We start from the raw sequence: 18,780 nt of genomic DNA, 5'->3' as shown, positions 1-18,780 counted from the left end.
GCTCCCCCCTAACACACGCCCGGACAGCGGCCCATGGCCCGCGTCCTGCGGCCCGGCCGCGAGCTCATCGCCGCTGTCCTCGCCACTGGAACAGGGCGGCGGCGCCCGCGGCGAGCACGCTGATGAGGAAGAGCAACGCGTCCCAGACCGGCCACGCGATGCCGATGGCGCGCTGCAGGAGCACGGCCTCGACGAGCCGCACGAGCAGCGACGCGGAACCGTAGGCCACGAGGGCGATCACGACGGGCGTCGTGAGCCGCGGCGCGAGCGCGCTCATCCGGGCGTCGTCCCGCCAGACACGCCGGAAGACATAGAAGCCGCCGAGAAGCCCGACGCCGAACAGGGCGCACAGGATCCCGAGCGTGAGCAGGGTGGCGCCCTGGCCCGACAGGGCCGCGGCGTCACTGCTCGCCGCGCGCGCGAAGCCGGCGAGGCAGCTGACGAGGCCCGCGCCGAGCCACCCAAGGCCGAGGCTCACCACGAGGAAGACCATCTGCCGCGTCAGGTACGCCTCCGACGACGCCGAGCCGGGAAGGCCGAAGGCGTGCGAGAGCGCGTAAGGCCGCCCGAGCACGACGGACGCGCGCGCGAGCGACGCGCGAGCGCTGGGCGGCCCGGGCGCGGCCGCTTCCTCGTAGGGCGCGAGCTCGCTGGCGAGCTCGCCCATCGAGGCGTGGCGGCCCTCTCTCTGCTTCGCCATGGCGCGCTGGACGATGGCCTCCAGGCCCGGCGGGATCTCCGGGTTCAGCGATCGCGGCGGCGGCGGCTCCTCCGTCATGACCGCGAGGAGTACTGCCGTCGGGTCGCTGCGCTCGAAGGGGCGCTGCCCGGTGAGCGCGTGGTAGAGGACCGCCCCCACGGCGTAGATGTCGGCCCGAGGATCGATCTCCTCCCCCTTCGCCTGCTCCGGGGCCATGTACGCCGGCGTTCCGAGCACCATGCCGGTCCTCGTGAGCGTGGACGGCGCGGAGGTCTTCGAGATGCCGAAATCGAGGACCTTCACGGTCGGACACGCAGGGTCGCCCGTGAGGAAGATGTTCTCCGGCTTGATGTCCCGGTGCACGATGCCCGCGGCGTGCGCGGCCGCGATGCCGTCGCACACCTCGCGCGCGATCCGCACCGCGGCGCCGGCCGGAAGCCGCCCTCCCGACCCTGCGAGGAGCTCGTCGAGGCCCTTGCCATCCAGGTACTCGGCGATGATGCACGGACGGCCGTCGCTCAGCCGGTTCACGTCGAAGATCTCGACGATGTGCGGGCTCCGGATCGACGCTGCGGCCTCGGCCTCGCGCTGGAACCGCGCGAGGACGGTGGGCTGCTGGGAGAGCTCGGGGTGGAGCGTCTTCAGCGCGAACCGCTTGCCCGGGATGCGGGTGTGGTGCGTCTCGTAGACGCGGCCCATGCCGCCTTCGCCGAGCAGGCGGATGACGTGGTACGCGCCCGCCACCGTGGTGCCGACGAGGGGGTCCGCCTCCGCCGGCTCGCTCTCCGCAAGGCTCGCCGCGCTCCCCGTGGGAGGAGCGGGTGGACGGACCGTGTCGGCGGTCGCGTCGTGCGCAGCCGCCGCTGCGAGCCCCTTGGGGAGCGCAGCGGGGCGGACCGTCTCGGCGGCCAGCTCGTGCGCCGCCGCGCCCGACCCGGAGGGAGGGGGAGCCCCCGCGGGAGGAGGCGGCGGCGGAGGGCGAACCGTCTCCGCGGTCGTGGAGGTGACCGCAGCGGCGGCGGCCGCGGCCTGCGCTCCGCGCACGGCGGCAAGCGCGGCCTGCCGCTCCGTGTCGCTCATGACGCGGGTGGGGCCATCGCCCTCCTCGCCCCCTGCAGAGCGAGACGAAGGCACGGCAGGAGTGCCCGAGCGACCGGGCGAAAAGCTCGAATCCGACACGCTCAGGGCCTCGCTCCCATGGATCCGGGTCGAACCTCACCAGAGGCGAGGATCGACGAGTCGTCGCCAACGCGCGGGCGAACACCGCGAGGCGACGCTACCACGGATCGCGCCGCGCGAGGGCGCCGACCTGCGGAACCGCGATCGGCACGTGATGTCGAGGTGTTCGCGCGGCCGGACTGGCAAGTGTCGCGCGGTGCGTAACGGTGGTCAGCCGGTCAGCTCGCGGGCTGCTCGACCTGGACGGGCTTCTGCTTGGCAGCCTTGCGCTGCTCCGCATCGAGCAGGCCGATCCGCGCCTTCTGGCAGCGCTTCAGGCGCTTCTTCTTGAGCGGGGTGGCGAGCCATTCGTGACGCAGACGGACATTCCACTTCGGAGTATTGGCCATGATCGTAGGACTTTCTCTGCGAGGGCGGCGGAGACTACACAAACGTGCGGGGGCGTCAAGCTGTCAGTGGGGTCGCCCGCTTCGTATTTTTCGCTCTCGGCTTGTTGTTTGTGCCGGTTGTGCCGTTCGCGCCGTTCGTGCGGATCGCGCCGTCTGTGCCGTCTGACGTCGCGTGGTCGCGTGGGTGTGTGCGGCGCCGTGCGTGTTGCGTTCTGTCCCTGTCGTCCGTGTGTTGGTGGCGCTGGCTCGCTGGTCCTTACCACGGCGCCGGCGGGGCGGTCCTGGCAATGGCAGCGCGATCGTCGATCCGCTGCTGGAGGCGGCGCCAGAGCGCGCGTGCAGCGGGCGCGGGGACGGGCGGGAACGCGCGCACGGTGTGGAGCATGGTCGCGGCGCTCGTGTGGAGGGGGCGCTCCGACGCGGTGAGGGCGCACAGGGCGCTGCGGCGCTCGGCCGACTGGCGCGCGACGGCGGCGCGGAAGTCCGCGCGGGCGAGGCGCAGGCGGGAGCGGACCGTGTTCTCGTTGAGCGAGAGCTGGCCGGCGATGTCGGCCACCGCGACGCCAAGGAGATCGTACATGACGAGGATCACGCGCCGCTCGGGCGCGATCTTCAGCAGCAGCGCCGTCACGATCTCGGCGCGGTCCGCGCCCGCGAGCGACTGCTCGGGCGTCGGCGTCGGGGCGCGCCCGTCGAACGGCCAGGACACGCCGGCCCCGGAGGGGATCTCGCGACGCCGGTGAGCGCGCGCGTGGTAGTGGCTCGTCTTTCTCCATGCGATGCCGAACAGCCATCGATGCAGCGCCGCCTCGGGCGTGATGCGAAGGGGCGGCGGTCCTGCCGCGGCGAGCACGCCCGCAGGGGCCGCGTGGAAACGCCATGGCTCGTAGCTCGACAGGCCGCGATAGGCCGCGAGAAAGACCTCCTGGAGCATGTCGTCCAGATCGTTCACCGAGACACCCAGCCAGCGGAGCGCGTGATGAAGGAACGGCAAGCCCACGGCATAGACCGTCTCGAACGACGGGCGCGTCGGCGCGGACGGCGGCGCCGACGGCGGCGCGGACTGCGAGGAACGCGGCGGCGTCATCCGGAGCCTCGTGGCGCCGGGAGCTCCGCGCCGGCGCAGGTGGGGTAGGGGCGCGGCGCAGGCCGCCCGGATGGCACGTCGAACGCCGGCTGCGGCCGGAGCCAGCGCTCGACCGGCTCGAGCTCGACGAGCATGTCCAGGGAGGTCCGGAGAGAGAGGCGAAAGTCGTCGTCCTCGGCGGCTCGAGCGCTGTGGAACGCCACATAAAACAGCACGGTGCCCAGCTGCATCGCCCGCGGATCTCCCCGGCGTTGCAGGAAGCGATCGGCGAGATCGCACAGGGCGTGAAACAGGCGGCCTCCCGGACGACAGCTCTCGGGGCCGCACACCTCGAGGGTGGCGCACCGGCGGGCGCGCCGAGCTGATTTGTTCATGGAAGGCGCGCGCGTCTTCGTCACGCGCGCCTTCGGACTGCTCCGATTCGGCATGATTCGGTCCCCCGTGAAGTGGAGATCGGGATGGATGCCGCGTGCATCCACCCCATGGATTACGGAGACCGCGTGGAGATGATTTCGTCCTGTGCTCTCGCGCGTGCGCCCCGGTGAGGGGGCGGCTGCGTCAGGGCCGGCCGGTGCCGGCCCCGCGAGATCGTCAATCCGGCACGGGCGTGAGCTGCACCTGGAGGTGGATCGGCGGGGCGCCGCTCCTGGCCTCGACGAGGCGGTCCCAGGCGAAGTAGCCGGCCTTCTCCACGGTGATCCGGTGCGCGCCGGGCGGCAGCGCGACGCCGTGGGCGGCGACGTAAGCGAGCGCGCCGATGTACTGGTCGTCGATGGTGACCGACGCGTCGGGCACGTTCCCCTTCACCCGCAGCGAGACCGTCGCCGGAGCGCGCGCGACGCACGCCGACAGCCCGAGCATCAGGAGCGCCGCCGTGGCGCGCGTCCGCTTCGCGCTCGCGCTGGCCATCGTCACTCCCACTCGATCGTCGAGGGCGGCTTCGAGGACACGTCGAGCACCACGCGGTTCACGCCGCGCACCTCGTTGATGATGCGCGAGCTCACCCGGGCGATGAGGTCGTAGGGCAGCCGCGCCCAGTCGGCCGTCATCCCGTCGGTCGAGTGCACCGCGCGGAGCGCGATCGCCTCGTCGTAGGTGCGCTCGTCGCCCATCACGCCCACGGAGCGCACCGGGAGGAGCACGCAGAAGCTCTGCCAGAGCGACTCGTAGAGCCCGGCGGCGCGGATCTCCTGGTCGAAGATGGCGTCGGCCTCCCTGAGCACGCGGAGCTTCTCCGGCGTCACCTCGCCGAGGCACCGCACCGCGAGCCCCGGGCCGGGGAACGGCTGGCGGTACAGGATGTCCCGCGGCATGCCCATCGCCTCGCCGGCGGCCCGCACCTCGTCCTTGAAGAGCTCCCGCAGGGGCTCGATCAGGCCGAGGTTCATCCGCTCGGGCAGGCCGCCGACGTTGTGGTGGCTCTTGATGACGGCGCTCGGCCCCTTGAACGAGACGCTCTCGATCACGTCGGGGTAGAGCGTGCCCTGGACGAGCCACTTGGCGCCCTGGACCCGCTTCGCCTCCTCCTCGAACACCTCGATGAAGAGGCGGCCGATCACCTTGCGCTTCTGCTCGGGATCCACGACGCCGCGCAGCCCCTCGAGGAACCGCGCCGACGCGTCGACGGCGTCGAGGTTCATGTGGAAGTGGCCGCGGAAGGTCCGCTCGACGCTCTCCGCCTCACCCTCGCGGAGCAGGCCGTTGTCGACGAAGATGCACGTCAGCCGGTCGCCGAGGGCGCGCTGGCAGAGCACGGCGGCGACCGACGAGTCGACCCCGCCCGAGAGGCCCAGGATGACGCGGTCGCTCGGCCCGGCCTTCTCGCGGACCGCGGCGATCGCCTCCTCCACGAACGACGCGGGCGTCCAGGTCGGCGAGAGGCCGGCGACGTCGAACAGGAACGACTGGAGGATCTCCTTGCCGCGCGGCGTGTGGACGACCTCGGGGTGGAACTGGAGGCCGTAGAGCTTGTCGTGCTCGCGGGCGACGGCGCAGAGCGGGCTGCCGGTCGTGGTGCCGAGCGACACGAACCCCTCCGGCATCGCGGTGAGCCGATCGCCGTGGCTCATCCAGACGTCGATCGCGTCGCCCTCGGCGAAGCGCGAGAAGATGCCCGTCGGGCGCTCGACGCGCACCGTCGCGGGGCCGTACTCGCCCCCCGTGTGCGCGCGCTCGACCTTGCCGCCGAGGTGATACGCCATGAGCTGGAGCCCGTAGCAGATGCCCAGCGTCGGGACGCCGAGCTCCAGCACCTCACGGGAACAGCGAGGCGCGTTGTCTCCGTACACGCTGGCGGGGCCGCCCGAGAGGATGAGCGCCCGCGGGGCGAGCCGGCGCAGCTCGGCGATGGGCACGTCGAAGCGGTGGATCTCGCAGTAGACGCCAGACTCGCGCACGCGCCGGGCGATGAGCTGCGTGTACTGAGAGCCGAAATCGAGGATGACGACGAAGTCCCGCCGGGGTGAGAGCATGGCTGCCGCTAGCATGGCGGGGCTGGATCCGCCAGAGTCGCGCGGCCGAGGCGCTCGCCGCACGCCCGCTCGCGGCGCACGGCGCTACGGCTGCGTGGGCGGCGGCGGCGGCGTGGTGGGCGGCGGCTGCGTGGACGCGGGCGGCGCGTCGGTCGCGTCGGTCGCGTCGGTTGCATCCGGCTCGTCCGGCGGCGCGGCCGGCGCGTCGCCGACGCCGCCGTCGTACACGCGCGGGCGCTCGTACTCGGGCGGCGGACCGGGCGGGAGCGGCTTCGGCGCGGCGGAGGAGCACGCCGCGGCGAGGTGCGCGGCGAGGATCGCGGCGAGCGCGGCGATCGGCGAGGCGTGGCGGGCGCGAGTCATAGCTCCACTCCGCTCCCCCCGGTGTTCCCGGGAGGAGCACGATACGGCGGTATTTCGGGAGGGCCGGCCGGATCGGGCGGGACCTGGAGCCCCTCCGGATCGGCGAACGGCAAGGAGGGGACGGAGGGGGCCGCCGGCGGCGCGTCGAGCGGCGCCCCCAGCGCGCCCGGCGCCGCGAGGGGGATGCCGGTGCTCGCCGTGGCGGGCGCGTCCGCGCCTGCGTCCGAGCCCCCGCACGCCGGCGCGATCACGGCGAGGAGCGCCCCCGCGAGGAGCGCCGCGCCGCGCCGCGGGCGGGCAGCGGCGCTCCTCGTGGGGGCGCGGCGGGCGTCTCGGGAGCGGGGTGCGAACGACGCCTGGCTCGAGCTTCGGAGATCGCCGGACACGGCGGGTACGCTAGCATGGATGCGCAGGAGAACGGTTGGCCCGCGCAGGGAGGCGAGCTAGGTTCCCGCTGTGGAACAGAGCAACATCGATCTAGAGGGCGCGCTTCGCGCGCTCTGCCAGCGCGCCCGGACGGCTGCCCGCGCCCTCGCCCCGCTGGACAGGGCCCAGAAGGACCGCGCGCTGCGCGCCATCGCCGAGCGGCTGCGCGCCGAGGCCGGCGAGGGCAAGCGCTCCCCGGTGCTGGCCGCGAACGCCGAGGACGTGGCCGCTGCGCGCGCCGCCGGCGTCTCCGAGGCGCTCGTCGACCGGCTCGTGCTCGACGAGGCGCGGCTCGCGGCGATCGCCGGCGCGGTGCTCGAGGTCGCCGCCGCCAGCGATCCGGTCGGGCAGGTCGTCGGGATGGAGCGGCGGCCGAACGGGCTCCTCGTCGGGCAGGTGCGCGTCCCGCTCGGCGTGATCGCGATGATCTACGAGTCGCGCCCCAACGTGACGGTCGACGCCGCCGTGCTCTGCCTGAAGAGCGGCAACGCCGCGATCCTCCGGGGCGGCAAGGAGGCGGCGCGCTCGAACGCGGCCCTCGGCGAGCTGATCTCGGACGCGCTGCGCTCTGTCGGTCTGCCCGCTGACGCGGTGCAGAGGGTCCCCTCGCTCGACCGCGAGGCCACGCGGATCCTGCTCGGCCTGACCGGCATGATCGATCTGGCCATCCCGCGCGGCGGCGAGGGGCTCATCCGGTTCGTGGCCGAGAACGCGCGCGTCCCCGTGATCCAGCATTACAAGGGCGTGAACCATCTCTACGCCGACGCCGGCTGTGACGTCGAGATGGCCTGCCGCCTCGTCGAGAACGGCAAGCTCCAGCGCCCCGGCGTCTGCAACGCGCTGGAGTGCCTGCTCGTCCACGAGGACGTCGCGGCGCCGCTGCTCGGGCGCGTGGCCGCCCTCTCCGAGCGCGGGCTCGAGCTGCGCGGCGACGCCGCCACCTGCGCGCTCGTGCCGTCGGCGCGCAAGGCCGCGGAGGACGACTACGGGCGGGAGTTCCTCGCGCCCATCCTCGCGGTGCGGGTGGTGCCGTCGCTCGACGAGGCGATCGAGCACATCGGCCGCTACGGGTCGATGCACACCGAGGTGATCTGCACGCCCCGCTACGACCACGCGCAGCGGTTCCTGCGCGAGGTCGACGCGAGCTGCGTGCTCGTGAACGCGTCGTCCCGGTTCAACGACGGCGGCGAGCTCGGCCTCGGCGCGGAGATCGGCATCTCCACGACGAAGCTCCACGCCTACGGCCCGATGGGGCTCGCGAGCCTGACGACGCTCAAGTGGATCGCGTACGGCGAGGGCCAGACCCGCTGACGCGGGCGAGACGAGTGGCGCCGGTCATCGACCGGGCGCAAGAAAGCGAGAGAACGTTGGCGAGCAAGAAGGACGCAGGCGAGGGGAGCGGCAAGCCGCGGGCGAAGTCGGGGTCTTCGGCGGGCGAGGGCGCGGAGCCGCGCGCGCCGGCGCGGAAGAAGGCGACCACGGCCAAGGCGGGCGCGGCCGGTCGGGCGTCGTCCGCGGCGAAGCCGAAGCGGCCCGCGTCGCCCCGGATCCGCGCCTCCCACGCGGGCGTCGGCGAGCCCGGCGCGAAGAAGGTGGTCCGCGCGCGCCGCGCGGGCGGCGAGGCGGAGCCGCTGGAGCGCGCGGCGCGGCCGATCCCGGCGGATCGGCCGGCTCCGAGGGCGCGGCGTCCGGCGCGCGACGACGTCGACGCGCCGGCCCCGCGGGCCGCGCGTGGCGGCGGCGAGGGCGGCGCGAAGGCGGCGCTGCCGCTCGCGGGGCGGTCGCCCGCGCGGAGCAAGTCGCCGCTCGCGGGCCCGAAGCGCGCCGGCTCGCGCCGGAGCACGCCGCCGCCCGTCCCCGAGCCGTCGGCCCCCGCGCGCGAGCTCGCGCTGACGCTGGCCGCGGCGGGGCTCGACAAGAAGGCGATCGGCGTCGAGATCCTGGAGGTCGTGGGGCGCGTCGACTACGCGGACTACCTCGTGATCATGACCGGCCGCTCCGACAGGCACGTCCACGCGATCGCGACGGGGCTGGAGGAGGCGGTGCGCAAGCAGAAGCTCGCGCCGCTCTCGATGGAGGGCCTCGCCGCGGCGACGTGGGTGCTCATCGATTTCGGCGACGTGGTGGTGCACGTGTTCCAGGAGGATACGCGCCGCCTCTACGACATCGAGGGGCTCTGGATCGACGCGGGGCGCGTCCCGGTCCCGGAGGAGAGCCTGCCGCCGGGGGCGCAGCCCGCCCCGCGGTTCGATCCGAGCTGAGCGCGCCGTGCGACTCGTCGTCGCCGCCGTCGGGCGCGTGAAGGACAGGCCGCTGCGCGCGGCGATGGACGAGTACCTCGGCCGCATCCGCCGCTACGTGGCGTGCGACGAGATCGAGATCCAGGACGGCCCGCCGGCGAAGGTCGGGCCGCTCCTTGCGCGCGCGTCGGCGGGGGCGAACGTCATCGCCATGGAGGTGGGCGGCAAGGCGCTCGGCAGCGAGGCGTTCGCGGCCGGCGTCGAGCGCTGGGGCTCGCGCGGCAAGGGGGTGGTCGCGTTCCTGATCGGGGGCGCGGACGGGCTGCCGCCCGACGTGTCCGCCGCGGCGGACGACCGGTGGAGCCTGTCGCCGCTCACGTTCCCGCACCGCCTCGCGCGGCTCGTGCTGATCGAGCAGCTCTACCGCGCGATGACCCTGCTTCGCGGCGAGCCGTACGCGCACTGATGCGCGTCGGATGGTGTACACGGAAACGCCGATGCTCATCCGCGTCTCCAGAACATCGCGGAGCAGCGACGCGGTCCAGCCGACGGCCGCGTAGCCCCGGGGGCTGCTTCAGGCGCCAGACCAGCAGCGCTCGCATGGACCCGGACGGCTTCGGCGGCCGCCCCCGTCGTACGCGGTCGCGGAGTGCGCGCAGTCCTCCGCCCCCATCGAGATTGTGACGATGCGCGCTTCCGCGAGCATGTTCACGTCGACTCTGCTGTTGGCAGGCTTCACGATATCGTGTGTCCGGCTGCCCGAGGCACCATCTCACATGAACTCGGTGCCGGGAGCGGCGATGAGTGATGTGCGCAGGTAGTTGATCGGAGAATGATCGCCGAGGGAGGAGAACGGTGAAAACACCCACCTCAACCACGGAAGGCCCCCGAGCTGATCCAGGATCGGGGACACCAAGCCGAAGAGCAGGCTGGCCGAGACCGAGAAGGCCTGGTTCACAGTATTTCGCTGGAGGAGCCAGCCCCCCTCGGTCGAGTGGAACTCCGTGCCAATATGCGAGAAACTGCCCGTCGACCAAGGCGGCAGGCTCGGAACGATGTCTCGCTTGTAAACGTGCCGAAACACCTTGCTCCCGATGGGCTTCTCGAGCTGCGCAGCAAAATCTCTATGGACGGCCCTCGGCTGTCCATAGGTGTAAATCGCGCGAAGCTTGTCCCAGATGGGTTTGGCTTCAGGATCATGGTAGATAAGCGCTGCGGTGATCACCGCGAGCGCGCCGCCCAGGCTATGACCAGTGATGTACAGCCCTGGCTTCGACTCTTCCTCTGCGCCAGGGGGCGCTGGCTCGTCGTCTCCGGCGTGCCGATCTGCAGCTGGCGCATTATCGCAACGCGGGGCCAGAGTCCCGCAGAGATCCTTCAGCGTCTTGTCTCGCTCCGATGCGGCAGCTTCGCAGAGCGAGCTGCCGTCGAGCGCGAAATGAAGCAACTGCTTGAGCGTGGGCCACGCCACCAGGGCCGAGCGATAGAACCCCCCATGGACTTGTCCCGTGGTGCTGAATTGATCCATGCGGGTGCTCACGTCTGCCATCATGTGAACGATATTTCGGTAATCGGTCCCCCCGAAGGCGAGGATCACAAGATTCTTGTTCTTGCTCTGGACGACATGCGCGGTCGTGTCCACCAGGAGTGCTGGATTCGCCGACTTGATAACGACGGCCTCATTGTTGGGAACTCCGCCCTGGCGATGCATCATCCTGGAGAAGGTGTCCACGTCGGAGTATGCCCATGCCGACGCGACGCCGAGGCATCTCGCAACGAGCCGATCGTGCACCTCGGTCCGCGCGTTCAGCAGATAGCCTACATGGTCTGGCGCACCTTCTGATGTTTCACCATAGGCGGTGGCCCCTCGCTCGCGCTCGATCCTTCTGGCTGTCCGTATATGCATACCTCACCCCCTCCGGATTCGTCCATGATCAAGGCATCGAATTGTCGAATCCGCGGTCGGTGCGTTCTCCTTCCATGAATGCACCTGAAGCACTCGGGCAAGGGAACCATGGCCAATCCGCGGCATCCTCCCTGCTCCGCGCGGCAAGCCGCGCATCGCCATGCGGTCGCGAGGTGTACGTAGCTGAGATCTGGCGATGAGCGCCCTGTTCGACAGGACGCGATCGCAGCGCGCGACGACGCGATGCGGGCCTCATGAGCGCCGTTACCAGCACTTTCCGTATCGCTTCTGGCAGCCCTCTCCACAATAGTCTTTGGAGGTTCCGCAGTAGCCGTGGAGGCTGCAGCAATAGCCGCGTTTGCAACGACCGTAGTCCTTCTCGGGGTGAGGGCCGCACTGCCCCATCGGCCCTACCGCGATCACGGACGATGACTCTGAAGAGAGGTCCATGCTCGCGTGCAGCTCCCCGACCGCGGCGTCCGGATCCGGCTGGCGCGGCCCTATAGACGGCGATGTCGTCACCTGTTCTGGCGACAGGGCAGGTGCGCCGCCGCATCGGATCAACACGCACATCGATGCGATGGCCATGACGCTCCTCAGTAACTTGCTCAACGCTTTCATCGTATTCTCGTTCTCCCGCGCGCATGGATCGTGTCTCTGATAGGTCGCCGCCAGGGGAGCTTTGCGACTGAATCGACGGAACGTGTACATTCAATGCGCTGCACGGACCATGCCAGTTTACATGTAAGGAGCACGCCCATGCTGGTTGGACCAGCTAGGCGATGTGCTCGGAACCGCATGCGGGCTGGTTGCAGGGAGAAGGTGAACCCTTCGGTGCGTCGACTGAACATCGACATGGCGTCGGCTTTCTAGATCTTTGCCAGAGGTTAGGCCGGAGGATGCGCGCGGCTACGCTGAATTATGCCGACAAGCTGACGAAATCATCGCTGATGAGGGAGGCATCAACTGAGGTCTGGACGTGACGCGACGGGAGGGGCTCAGGGAGCCGGCCGCCGCTCACGCGGCGGCCGCCGCGCCGTTCACTCCTTGGGCCAGTCGGGGCACGCGAGCTCCATCGGGCCGTTGAACCAGCTCGCATAGGCCGCCTCGCCGGCCCTGTTGTACCGGCCGAGGTGCCGCTCGAAGTACTCGCCCCAGTGGGGCTTCCGGCCGTCGGCGTCGGTGAACCCGTACTCCCGCGCGAGATCCCACGAGCTGAACACGCGGCCGGCCTTCGTCGCGACGTGGGGATCGGCGGCGAGCGCCGCGACGGCGCGGCCCACGTAGTACGGGGTCTCCGATTCGATGAAGTGCGGGTCCTTCTCGGCGGCGTCTCGCCAGTTCGCCTCCGTGACGCCGAAGTGGTCGAGCATGGCCTCCGAGCGCAGGAAGCCGGGCGTCACCGCGAGCGCCGTCATGGCGGGGTGGCGGCGCAGCTCCCAGGCCATGGCGAAGGCCAGGCGGATGACCGACATCTTCGCCAGGTCGTAGAAGAGGTTGCCGCGGTAGCCGAAGTGGTCGCCGTCGGTGATCTCGACGATGAGGCCGCGATCGCGCTCGAGCATGAGCGGCACCGCGTGGCGGCTCGTGATGATATGCGAGGTGACGGCCCGCTCGAGCAGGACCTTCCCGCTGGGCAGGGAGAGCTTCCAGAACGGCTGGCCGAACTCGGTGAGCTCATCGCCGCCCCACACATCGTTGACCAGGACGTCGAGCCTCCCGTGCTCCTGCCGGATCCGGGCGCAGAGCGCCTCGACCTGCTCGTCGACGGTGTGGTCGACCTGCGCGGCGACGCCGCGCCCTCCCGCCGCGCCCACGAGCTCGGCGGTCTCCTCGATGGTCTCGGGGCGCTGGCCCGTGGCGGGCCGGCCGCGGACGCTGCGTCCTGTGCAATAGACCGTGGCGCCGGCCTCGCCGAGCGAGCATGCGATGGCGCGCCCCGCGCCGCGCGTGGCTCCGGCGACGAGGGCGATCTGTCCTTCGAGCGGTCTCATACGTGTCTCCTCCTTGGGGACCGGCGGCTCGGCGGGCGCGCGGGCTCCTGCGTCGCGCGCGCGCCCTTGCGTTCCGGCCTGCTCCGGTCGTCGTGCGACGCTACGGGCGAATTCCTGACACCTCCTGTCATGAATCGCGCGTAGCCTCTCGGGCAGGTCATTTCGGGGACGGGAGCCACGGACGGTCATGCGCGCGGATCGGCTGCTCAGCTTGATGTTGCTCTTGCAGCGGGCGAAGAGCCGTCAGCTGACGGCCGAGGACTTGGCGCGCCGCCTGGAGGTCTCGGCGCGGACGATCTACCGGGACCTCGACGCGCTGTCGTCCGCGGGCGTGCCCGTGTATGCGCAGCGCGGCCCGAGCGGCGGGATCGCGCTGGCGGAGGGGTGGCAGACGAGCCTGACCGGGCTGACGCAGCCCGAGGTGCAGGCGCTCGCGGCGGTCGCCGCGCCCGGGGCGCTGGCCGACATCGGGCTCTCGGCGGCGCTGGAGAGCGGGCTGATCAAGCTGTCGGCGGCGCTGCCGGCCGTGCACCGGTCGCTGGCCGAGCACGCGCGGCAGCGGCTCCACGTGGACGCGTCGGGGTGGTTCCAGGGCAGGGAGGTGGTGCCGCACCTCGACGTCCTGCGGGTGGGGGTCTGGCAGGATCGCAAGGTGTGGCTCGCGTACAGGGACTTCGACGGCGAAGCGAGCGAGCGGGTGGTGGAGCCGTATGGGCTCGTCATCAAGGCCGACCGCTGGTACCTCGTCGCCGGCACCGAGCGGGGGCCGAGCATCTTCCGTGGAGCGCGGGTGGCGGGAGCGCGGCTCCTCGAAGCGACGTTTGCGCGGCCGGAGGCGTTCGATCTGGCGGCGTGCTGGAAGGCCTTGAGCCGGCGGTTCGCGGAGCAGAGGGCGAGCTACGTTGTGACGTTGCGCGTGACCGGGGAGGGGGAAGCGGCGCTCCGGCGGGTCCGGCCCGGCGGCGAGCACGAGCGGTGGGGGCGGGGAACGTGCGGGCGCGAGGGGACGAGCGTCGTGACGGTCGACTTCGAGCGGGAGTCGATCGCGGTCTCGCAGATCGTCGGGCTGGGCAGGGGCGTCGAGGTCGTCGAGCCGGCGGCGCTGCGGGCGCGGCTCCGGGCGATCGCGAAGGATCTACGAGCGGTTTACGGGGCGCGCGGCGCGGCGGCGACCCCGTGCGCGGGCGCGGCTCCGCGCGCGGCGGCGACTCCATGCGCGGGCGCGGCTGCGTGCGCGGGCAGGAAGAAGAAGAAGCGGTGATCCGACGCCGGAGAGAGCGCGAATGTGTCCCGGCTCCATCCGTGTTGGACACGAATACCCGATCTCCGAGCCCTGCGCCTCTGGCTTGACTTCGATAAGGCAGGCGGAGGAGAACCGTCGGCAGGGGCGCTGATGGACTGTTCGCGATGAGGTGCACACTCCCCCGGAGCAGCATGAGCTAAGATGTCCGGCTCGCTGGCGTCGCCTCAGCCGCGCCGACCTCTTCGACGTCGAGGTTCTGGCCATCGGGGGTGGCTTGCACTCCGCAGCGCTCCTGTCCGCATCGTGCGTCAATCTTGCTGGTTCGAGAGGTACGCGAGGACGGCGTTGGCGAGCTTCAGGGCGAAGTTGTTCTGGGCACGCTCAGCGAAGGGCAGCGCCTGCTCGGCAGCCGCGCGCGCCTCTTCCGGACGGTCCGCCGAGGCGTGTGCACGGGCAATCTCGGCGAGGACGCTGGAGAGCGCAGCCGCATCCCCAACTAGCTCGTATAGCCGAAGCGCTTGCAGGTAGAGCGGTAGGGCAGCCTCAATGTCGCCCTGTTCCCTGAACATATCACCGCGCGCTTTGAAGACGTGGGCCTGTCCGAGTCGGTCCTCGACGGCCACGAAGAGGTCCAGAGCGCACTGGTAATCCTCCTCTGCGCCGGCGAGATCGTTCTGCCGGCGCCGCAGGTCGCCGCGCGCTTTGAGGACGTGGGCCTGTCCGAGCCCGGAATCGACGGCCACGAAGAGCTCCAGAGCGCGCTGGTAGTCCTGCGCTGCGCCTGCGAGGTCGTCCTGCCTGCTCCGCACGTCGCCGCGCCTTCCGAGAACCAAGGCGCGCACTGCGTCTGCGCCGAAAGCCGCCATCCGCTCGGCGGTATCGAGAACCTGTCGCCGGGCTCCCACGGTCCAGTCGAACTGCCGGAACTGATCCACGGACGCCACCGCCCCGGCAAGCGTATCCGCACCGTGCTCCCCGTCTGCCCACGCCTCGACCTCGATCGCATCGAACAGATCGCGCTCCGCCCGCCATCGCTCGAGCACTCGCTCGACGGAACCGATCACGTTTGGATCCATCCCCGCCGCAACCGTCCCCATCGCCCTCGCAACCCCTCGCAGGAGCGCATCCCACCACGCTGCGTCGGCCCTCGCCTCCGCGCGCATCGCCTCGCGCATCAGCGGGTGCAGCCGGTACCGCCCCGTCTCCGGCGCGAAGCTCGCCAGGTGCCGCCGCACCAGGCGGTCGAGCCGCCGCGCGACCGCCGGCTCCAGCTCCCCGAGCGCCGTCGCCAGCATCTCCAGCCGCGCCCCCGGCGCCGGCAGCACCGCCAGCGCTTGCAGCGTCCGCCGCGCATCGTCACCGAGCGCCTCCAGCGATCGCGTGCTCACCGCCTCGACGTGCGCCAGGTCGGTCGCCGCGGGCCCCACGCGCCCCCGCAGGTCCTCGAGGTAGGCCGTCGCGCTCAGCGCCTCGCCGCGCAGCGTCCCGCCGGCCACCTCGATCGCGAGCGGCAGCCGCCCGAGCCGCTCCACCAGCGCCCCCGCCGCCTCGGCTTCGCCCTCGGGCGGCATTTCTTCGCCCCACGCCACCCGCGAGAGCAGCCGCACCGCATCTCGCGTCTCCAGCGGCTGCAGCGCGATCTCCGCCACGCCCGCGAGCAGGCCAGAGCTCCGCGTCGTCAGCAGCACGTTCCACCCGCCGCCCGGCACCAGCAGGTTCGCGTCGCGGCCGCTGGTCACGTCGTCCAGCACGAGGAGGCCGTGGTGCGGCCGGAGCTGCTCGCGAGCGCGCGCGAGCAGCTGCTCCGTGGACATCTCGGGGCTGGCGCGGAACGCCGGATCGACCGCCTCGATCAGCACGATGGCCGAGACGCGGAGATCCCGGTCCGGGCGCTCCAGCCAGAGCACGGGCAGATCCGCCTTCGCGGCGCGGTGAGCCAGGCACGTGGCGAGCTCGGTCTTGCCGATCCCGCCCTCGCCGGTCACCGCGGTGATCACCGCCCGGCCCGGCGCGCGCAGCCAGGTCTCGAGCTGGCGCAGCTCCTCCTCGCGCGCCGTGAAGTACGGCCGCGGAGCGCGAGGCGGCAGGCGCGACGTGATCGGCGCCTTCGCTTCGTGCGTGAAGGCCATCGCTTCGAGCTGGACCGAGGCCGGCCCGCCCTCCCACCGGCGCGCGAACAGGAGCGGCAACGGCCATTGCGGCTCCTCGTTGGGCTGCCGCGCGCGCGCCTCCGCGAACGCCTCCTCGAGCGAGGCGCCGTCCGCCAGCGCCTCGAACATCCGCTCCGTGAACGACAGCGCCCAGACCACCTGCACGGGCGCCCGGTAGCCCATGGTCGCGAGCACCTGGCCGCGCCGGAGGAGCCAGTGAGCCATGCCGATATTGCCCGGGTCCGCGCCCGGGCTGGCCGAGGAGCAGGCGCAGAGGATCGACGCCTTCACCGGGCGCACCCGCGAGGCGTGGTCGGCCAGCCACTCGGCGAGCTGGGTGCCTGCGACGTCGCCGCCACGGAGCGCCAGCCGGCCGCGGTGATCGTGATCCTCGCGGCCGTGGCAGGCGACGTAGAGGGCATCCACCGGCGGCGCGCCGCGCGCGGTGAGCGCCTGCTCGAGGGCCTCCGGCGTGGCGTCCTCGATCCAGTCGGTGCGGAGCCCGGCGCGCGCCGCGGCCTCCTGGACGGCCTGCGCATGGGTGCGCAGCTCGTCGCTCGTGGGCGAGCGCTGGTCCTCGTGCGCCGTGACGACGAGCAACCGGTCGCCTGGGGCGAGCCCCACGCCGGAGACCCACGGGAGGCTGGGGTCGCAGCGCACGGCCGGGAAGCGGCGGTTCTTGAAGAGAAAGGCAGTGCCGTCGAAGGCGATCTCCAGCGGGATATCGCCAAGTCCAGGCGCGCTCTCGTCCAGATCGATCACGAACCGGAGCAGCCTGCCCTGATCGCGCGCCTTCTTCTCCATCTGCAGGAGCCAGGCGGACGCGCCGTCCCAGCCGAAGAGGCGATCGCGGATCAGGCGCCCGATCTGCTCGATCGCGCGGAGCCCGACGCGCCACGGCGCGCCCGGGTTCGGAGGCAGCCGCTGCACCAGGCCCGTCCAGGTGCGGGCGGCGGGGATGAGATCCTCCACGGCGGCGAGATCGGCGTCCACGAGCGGCGGCACGGCCTTGCTGCGGCGGCCTACAGGACCGTCGAGCTCCACGCGCCACGACGGGCCCGAGGCCTCGATCCGGATCTCGGCCTCAAGCATGCGGCGCCGCGTCGACAGGTGATGGCGTGCCGTCCTTGTCGCAGCGCCAGAGCGCGACCTGCGGAGGCCCATCGTCGCAGGTGATCATCACCCACGTGCACGGCGCGTCGGCTTCCCAGCGCCCCGCCTCGATCTCGTCGATGGAGCGCGTCATCTCGTGCTCCGGCAGGCGCCCGACGGGGATCCAGGTGCCGGTGTTGAAGTAGGCGGGCGCGCCGGCGGCGCTGCGGCGGGGTCCGTGCGTGTGCCCGGCGACGAGCGCGATGAGGCCTTCGGGGAGCCACCGGCGCGCGGGCTCCAGCACGCCATCGTCCGCCTCCAGCGACGCAGGGGACCACCGGAGCAGACCGCGGATCCCGATGAGCCACGCGCGAAGCAGCGCACGACCCACGCCTCCGTGCGCGGCGAGCATGCCGCCCGCCGCCGGGGCGGCGCCGTTGCGGAGGTGAGTGCGGAGATCCGCGAGCTGCGCGCCGGGATCGTCCGGGGCCTCGCCGAGCAAGCCCTCGGCGAGCAGCGCGGAGAGGACCTGGGGCACGTCGTCTGCCGGCGGCGGGGCCGCGCTGGCCTCAGGGCCCATGAGCGGGCCCAGACGCAGGCGCCCGTCGACGAAGCCGGACAGGAGCCGCTCGCTGAGGCCCCAGTGCTCCTGGAGAAAGGGGAGCGTCACGCGCGGGTCGAGGTAGAGCAGCAGGGGGAAGACGACGGGGAGCTCCGGCTTGAGCTCGGGGATCCAGCGGTTCTCCGGCTGCAACGTGTTGAGCACGCGGTAGACGAGCTGCGAGCCGACGGGCAGCTCGACCGGACGGCCCGCGGCGACGGCGTGGCGGAGCGCGTCGCGGTGCACGGCGTTGTGCGGGTCCCAGCGGTCGCCATGGACGATCCACACCGAGCCCGCGTCGTTGCCGACCGCGTGGCCCCACACGGGCCAGCGGTCGCCGAGGCCCGCAGCGAGCGGCGCATCGTCCGGGTAGCGGACCGAGCCTTCGCGGCCGATGGCCTTCTCGAACCCGGCGCGCACGTCCGGCAGGAGGGTCTCGGGATCGTGATTGCCGGCGAGGAGGCTGATGCCGCTGTCCGCTCGTGCGGCGAAGCGCCGGAGGGCCGCGATCACAGGAGCGGTCCGCGGGCCTTCGAGGATCGTCGTGAGGCGGTCGGCGGCGAGCTCCGCGCGGAAGCCGTCGTAGCCAGGGATCTGGAGGAAGTCGAAGACGTCGCCGGCGAGGACGATCTCCGTGGGCGGTTCGGCGGGCGCACCGAGGCGGTCGAGGAGGCCAGCGAGCGCTCGATCGTCACGGAAGGTGGCGAGGGGGCCGGCGGGGCCGAGGTGCAGATCCGAGAGGACGACAGTGCGGCGGAGCATGGCGAGCTGAGATACTATACGTGAAACGGTCAGCCAGGGCACCGGACGGAGGGAACCGCTCGGTCGAGGCCGGGATTTACCGCAGCTCGAGCCGACGCTCCCAGCAGGGGGCTTCCTGCGATCCATGGGTTCCTGGCCCCGACCGTGGAAGACCTACGGCAGTGAGCCGGCGGGCTC

16 protein-coding genes are annotated in these 18,780 nt (G+C 71.9%); 4 read left to right on the top strand and 12 right to left on the bottom strand.

Going from position 1 to position 18,780, the window contains the following annotated elements; translation table 11 throughout:
• Window positions 1–64 precede the first annotated feature (64 nt).
• The 8 genes from WMF44_RS20050 to WMF44_RS20015 form a co-directional block, all read right to left on the bottom strand.
• Window positions 65–1,780, bottom strand: a complete 1,716-nt coding sequence (locus WMF44_RS20050) for a serine/threonine-protein kinase (protein WP_437300725.1) — start codon at window positions 1,778–1,780, stop codon at window positions 65–67.
• A gap of 317 nt (window positions 1,781–2,097) precedes the next feature.
• The gene (locus WMF44_RS20045; RefSeq protein WP_012236312.1) at window positions 2,098–2,268 is read right to left on the bottom strand and encodes a hypothetical protein; all 171 of its coding nucleotides are present in this window, start codon (window positions 2,266–2,268) and stop codon (window positions 2,098–2,100) included.
• Between the two features lie 256 nt (window positions 2,269–2,524).
• On the bottom strand, window positions 2,525–3,355 hold the full coding sequence (locus WMF44_RS20040) for an RNA polymerase sigma factor (RefSeq protein ID WP_437300724.1): 831 nt from the start codon (window positions 3,353–3,355) through the stop codon (window positions 2,525–2,527).
• On the bottom strand, window positions 3,352–3,729 hold the full coding sequence (locus WMF44_RS20035) for a hypothetical protein (protein WP_437300723.1): 378 nt from the start codon (window positions 3,727–3,729) through the stop codon (window positions 3,352–3,354). Before WMF44_RS20035 ends, WMF44_RS20040 begins: the two co-directional genes overlap by 4 nt.
• A 217-nt stretch (window positions 3,730–3,946) precedes the next feature.
• The gene (locus WMF44_RS20030) at window positions 3,947–4,264 is read right to left on the bottom strand and encodes a PEGA domain-containing protein (protein ID WP_437300722.1); all 318 of its coding nucleotides are present in this window, start codon (window positions 4,262–4,264) and stop codon (window positions 3,947–3,949) included.
• Between the two features lie 2 nt (window positions 4,265–4,266).
• Window positions 4,267–5,841: a glutamine-hydrolyzing GMP synthase gene (gene guaA / locus WMF44_RS20025; protein WP_437300721.1), complete on the bottom strand. Its 1,575-nt coding sequence runs from the start codon at window positions 5,839–5,841 to the stop codon at window positions 4,267–4,269.
• Between the two features lie 69 nt (window positions 5,842–5,910).
• On the bottom strand, window positions 5,911–6,189 hold the full coding sequence (locus WMF44_RS20020) for a hypothetical protein (protein WP_437300720.1): 279 nt from the start codon (window positions 6,187–6,189) through the stop codon (window positions 5,911–5,913).
• Window positions 6,186–6,575, bottom strand: a complete 390-nt coding sequence (locus WMF44_RS20015) for a hypothetical protein (RefSeq protein WP_437300719.1) — start codon at window positions 6,573–6,575, stop codon at window positions 6,186–6,188. The genes WMF44_RS20020 and WMF44_RS20015 overlap by 4 nt, the downstream gene beginning before the upstream one ends.
• Before the next feature lie 70 nt (window positions 6,576–6,645).
• Between WMF44_RS20015 and WMF44_RS20010 the strand changes: the two genes are divergently transcribed.
• From WMF44_RS20010 to WMF44_RS20000, 3 genes are read left to right on the top strand one after another with little or no spacing between them, the layout of a single operon-like run.
• Window positions 6,646–7,926, top strand: a complete 1,281-nt coding sequence (locus WMF44_RS20010; protein WP_437300718.1) for a glutamate-5-semialdehyde dehydrogenase — start codon at window positions 6,646–6,648, stop codon at window positions 7,924–7,926.
• 56 nt (window positions 7,927–7,982) lie between these two features.
• Window positions 7,983–8,876: a ribosome silencing factor gene (gene rsfS / locus WMF44_RS20005; protein WP_437300717.1), complete on the top strand. Its 894-nt coding sequence runs from the start codon at window positions 7,983–7,985 to the stop codon at window positions 8,874–8,876.
• Between the two features lie 7 nt (window positions 8,877–8,883).
• The gene (locus tag WMF44_RS20000; RefSeq protein WP_437300716.1) at window positions 8,884–9,321 is read left to right on the top strand and encodes a 23S rRNA (pseudouridine(1915)-N(3))-methyltransferase RlmH; all 438 of its coding nucleotides are present in this window, start codon (window positions 8,884–8,886) and stop codon (window positions 9,319–9,321) included.
• Between the two features lie 306 nt (window positions 9,322–9,627).
• Here the strand turns inward: WMF44_RS20000 and WMF44_RS19995 are convergent, their stop codons facing one another.
• On the bottom strand, window positions 9,628–10,587 hold the full coding sequence (locus WMF44_RS19995; RefSeq protein WP_437300715.1) for a lipase family protein: 960 nt from the start codon (window positions 10,585–10,587) through the stop codon (window positions 9,628–9,630).
• Between the two features lie 1,214 nt (window positions 10,588–11,801).
• On the bottom strand, window positions 11,802–12,755 hold the full coding sequence (locus WMF44_RS19990; protein ID WP_437300714.1) for an SDR family oxidoreductase: 954 nt from the start codon (window positions 12,753–12,755) through the stop codon (window positions 11,802–11,804).
• A gap of 187 nt (window positions 12,756–12,942) precedes the next feature.
• On the opposite strand from WMF44_RS19990, the gene WMF44_RS19985 reads away from it, so the two are divergent.
• Window positions 12,943–14,016 (top strand): helix-turn-helix transcriptional regulator, encoded by a 1,074-nt coding sequence (locus WMF44_RS19985; protein ID WP_437300713.1) that lies wholly within the window; start codon window positions 12,943–12,945, stop codon window positions 14,014–14,016.
• Between the two features lie 290 nt (window positions 14,017–14,306).
• On the opposite strand, the gene WMF44_RS19980 is transcribed toward WMF44_RS19985, so the two are convergent.
• Both WMF44_RS19980 and WMF44_RS19975 read right to left on the bottom strand, forming a co-directional pair.
• Complete coding sequence (locus WMF44_RS19980; RefSeq protein WP_437300712.1) at window positions 14,307–17,240, bottom strand: tetratricopeptide repeat protein; 2,934 nt, start codon at window positions 17,238–17,240, stop codon at window positions 14,307–14,309.
• A complete protein-coding gene (locus WMF44_RS19975) occupies window positions 17,233–18,603 on the bottom strand; it encodes a metallophosphoesterase (RefSeq protein ID WP_437300711.1) in 1,371 nt (456 codons plus the stop codon). The genes WMF44_RS19980 and WMF44_RS19975 overlap by 8 nt, the downstream gene beginning before the upstream one ends.
• Window positions 18,604–18,780: the final 177 nt, after the last annotated feature.

Source organism: Sorangium sp. So ce426 (genome assembly GCF_051475585.1).
GTDB lineage: Bacteria > Myxococcota_A > Polyangia > Polyangiales > Polyangiaceae > Sorangium > Sorangium cellulosum_B.
The sequence above is the reverse complement of the archived record's forward strand: the minus strand, read 5'-3'. Positions and strand labels throughout refer to the sequence as shown.

Coding starts and splice junctions, on each gene's coding strand:
- WMF44_RS20050 (WP_437300725.1), bottom strand. CDS start 1,780: ATGAGCGACACGGAGCGGCAGGCCGCGCTTGCCGCCGTGCGCGGAGCG.
- WMF44_RS20045 (WP_012236312.1), bottom strand. CDS start 2,268: ATGGCCAATACTCCGAAGTGGAATGTCCGTCTGCGTCACGAATGGCTC.
- WMF44_RS20040 (WP_437300724.1), bottom strand. CDS start 3,355: ATGACGCCGCCGCGTTCCTCGCAGTCCGCGCCGCCGTCGGCGCCGCCG.
- WMF44_RS20035 (WP_437300723.1), bottom strand. CDS start 3,729: ATGAACAAATCAGCTCGGCGCGCCCGCCGGTGCGCCACCCTCGAGGTG.
- WMF44_RS20030 (WP_437300722.1), bottom strand. CDS start 4,264: ATGGCCAGCGCGAGCGCGAAGCGGACGCGCGCCACGGCGGCGCTCCTG.
- guaA (WP_437300721.1), bottom strand. CDS start 5,841: ATGCTAGCGGCAGCCATGCTCTCACCCCGGCGGGACTTCGTCGTCATC.
- WMF44_RS20020 (WP_437300720.1), bottom strand. CDS start 6,189: ATGACTCGCGCCCGCCACGCCTCGCCGATCGCCGCGCTCGCCGCGATC.
- WMF44_RS19990 (WP_437300714.1), bottom strand. CDS start 12,755: ATGAGACCGCTCGAAGGACAGATCGCCCTCGTCGCCGGAGCCACGCGC.
- WMF44_RS19985 (WP_437300713.1), top strand. CDS start 12,943: ATGCGCGCGGATCGGCTGCTCAGCTTGATGTTGCTCTTGCAGCGGGCG.
- WMF44_RS19980 (WP_437300712.1), bottom strand. CDS start 17,240: ATGCTTGAGGCCGAGATCCGGATCGAGGCCTCGGGCCCGTCGTGGCGC.
- WMF44_RS19975 (WP_437300711.1), bottom strand. CDS start 18,603: ATGCTCCGCCGCACTGTCGTCCTCTCGGATCTGCACCTCGGCCCCGCC.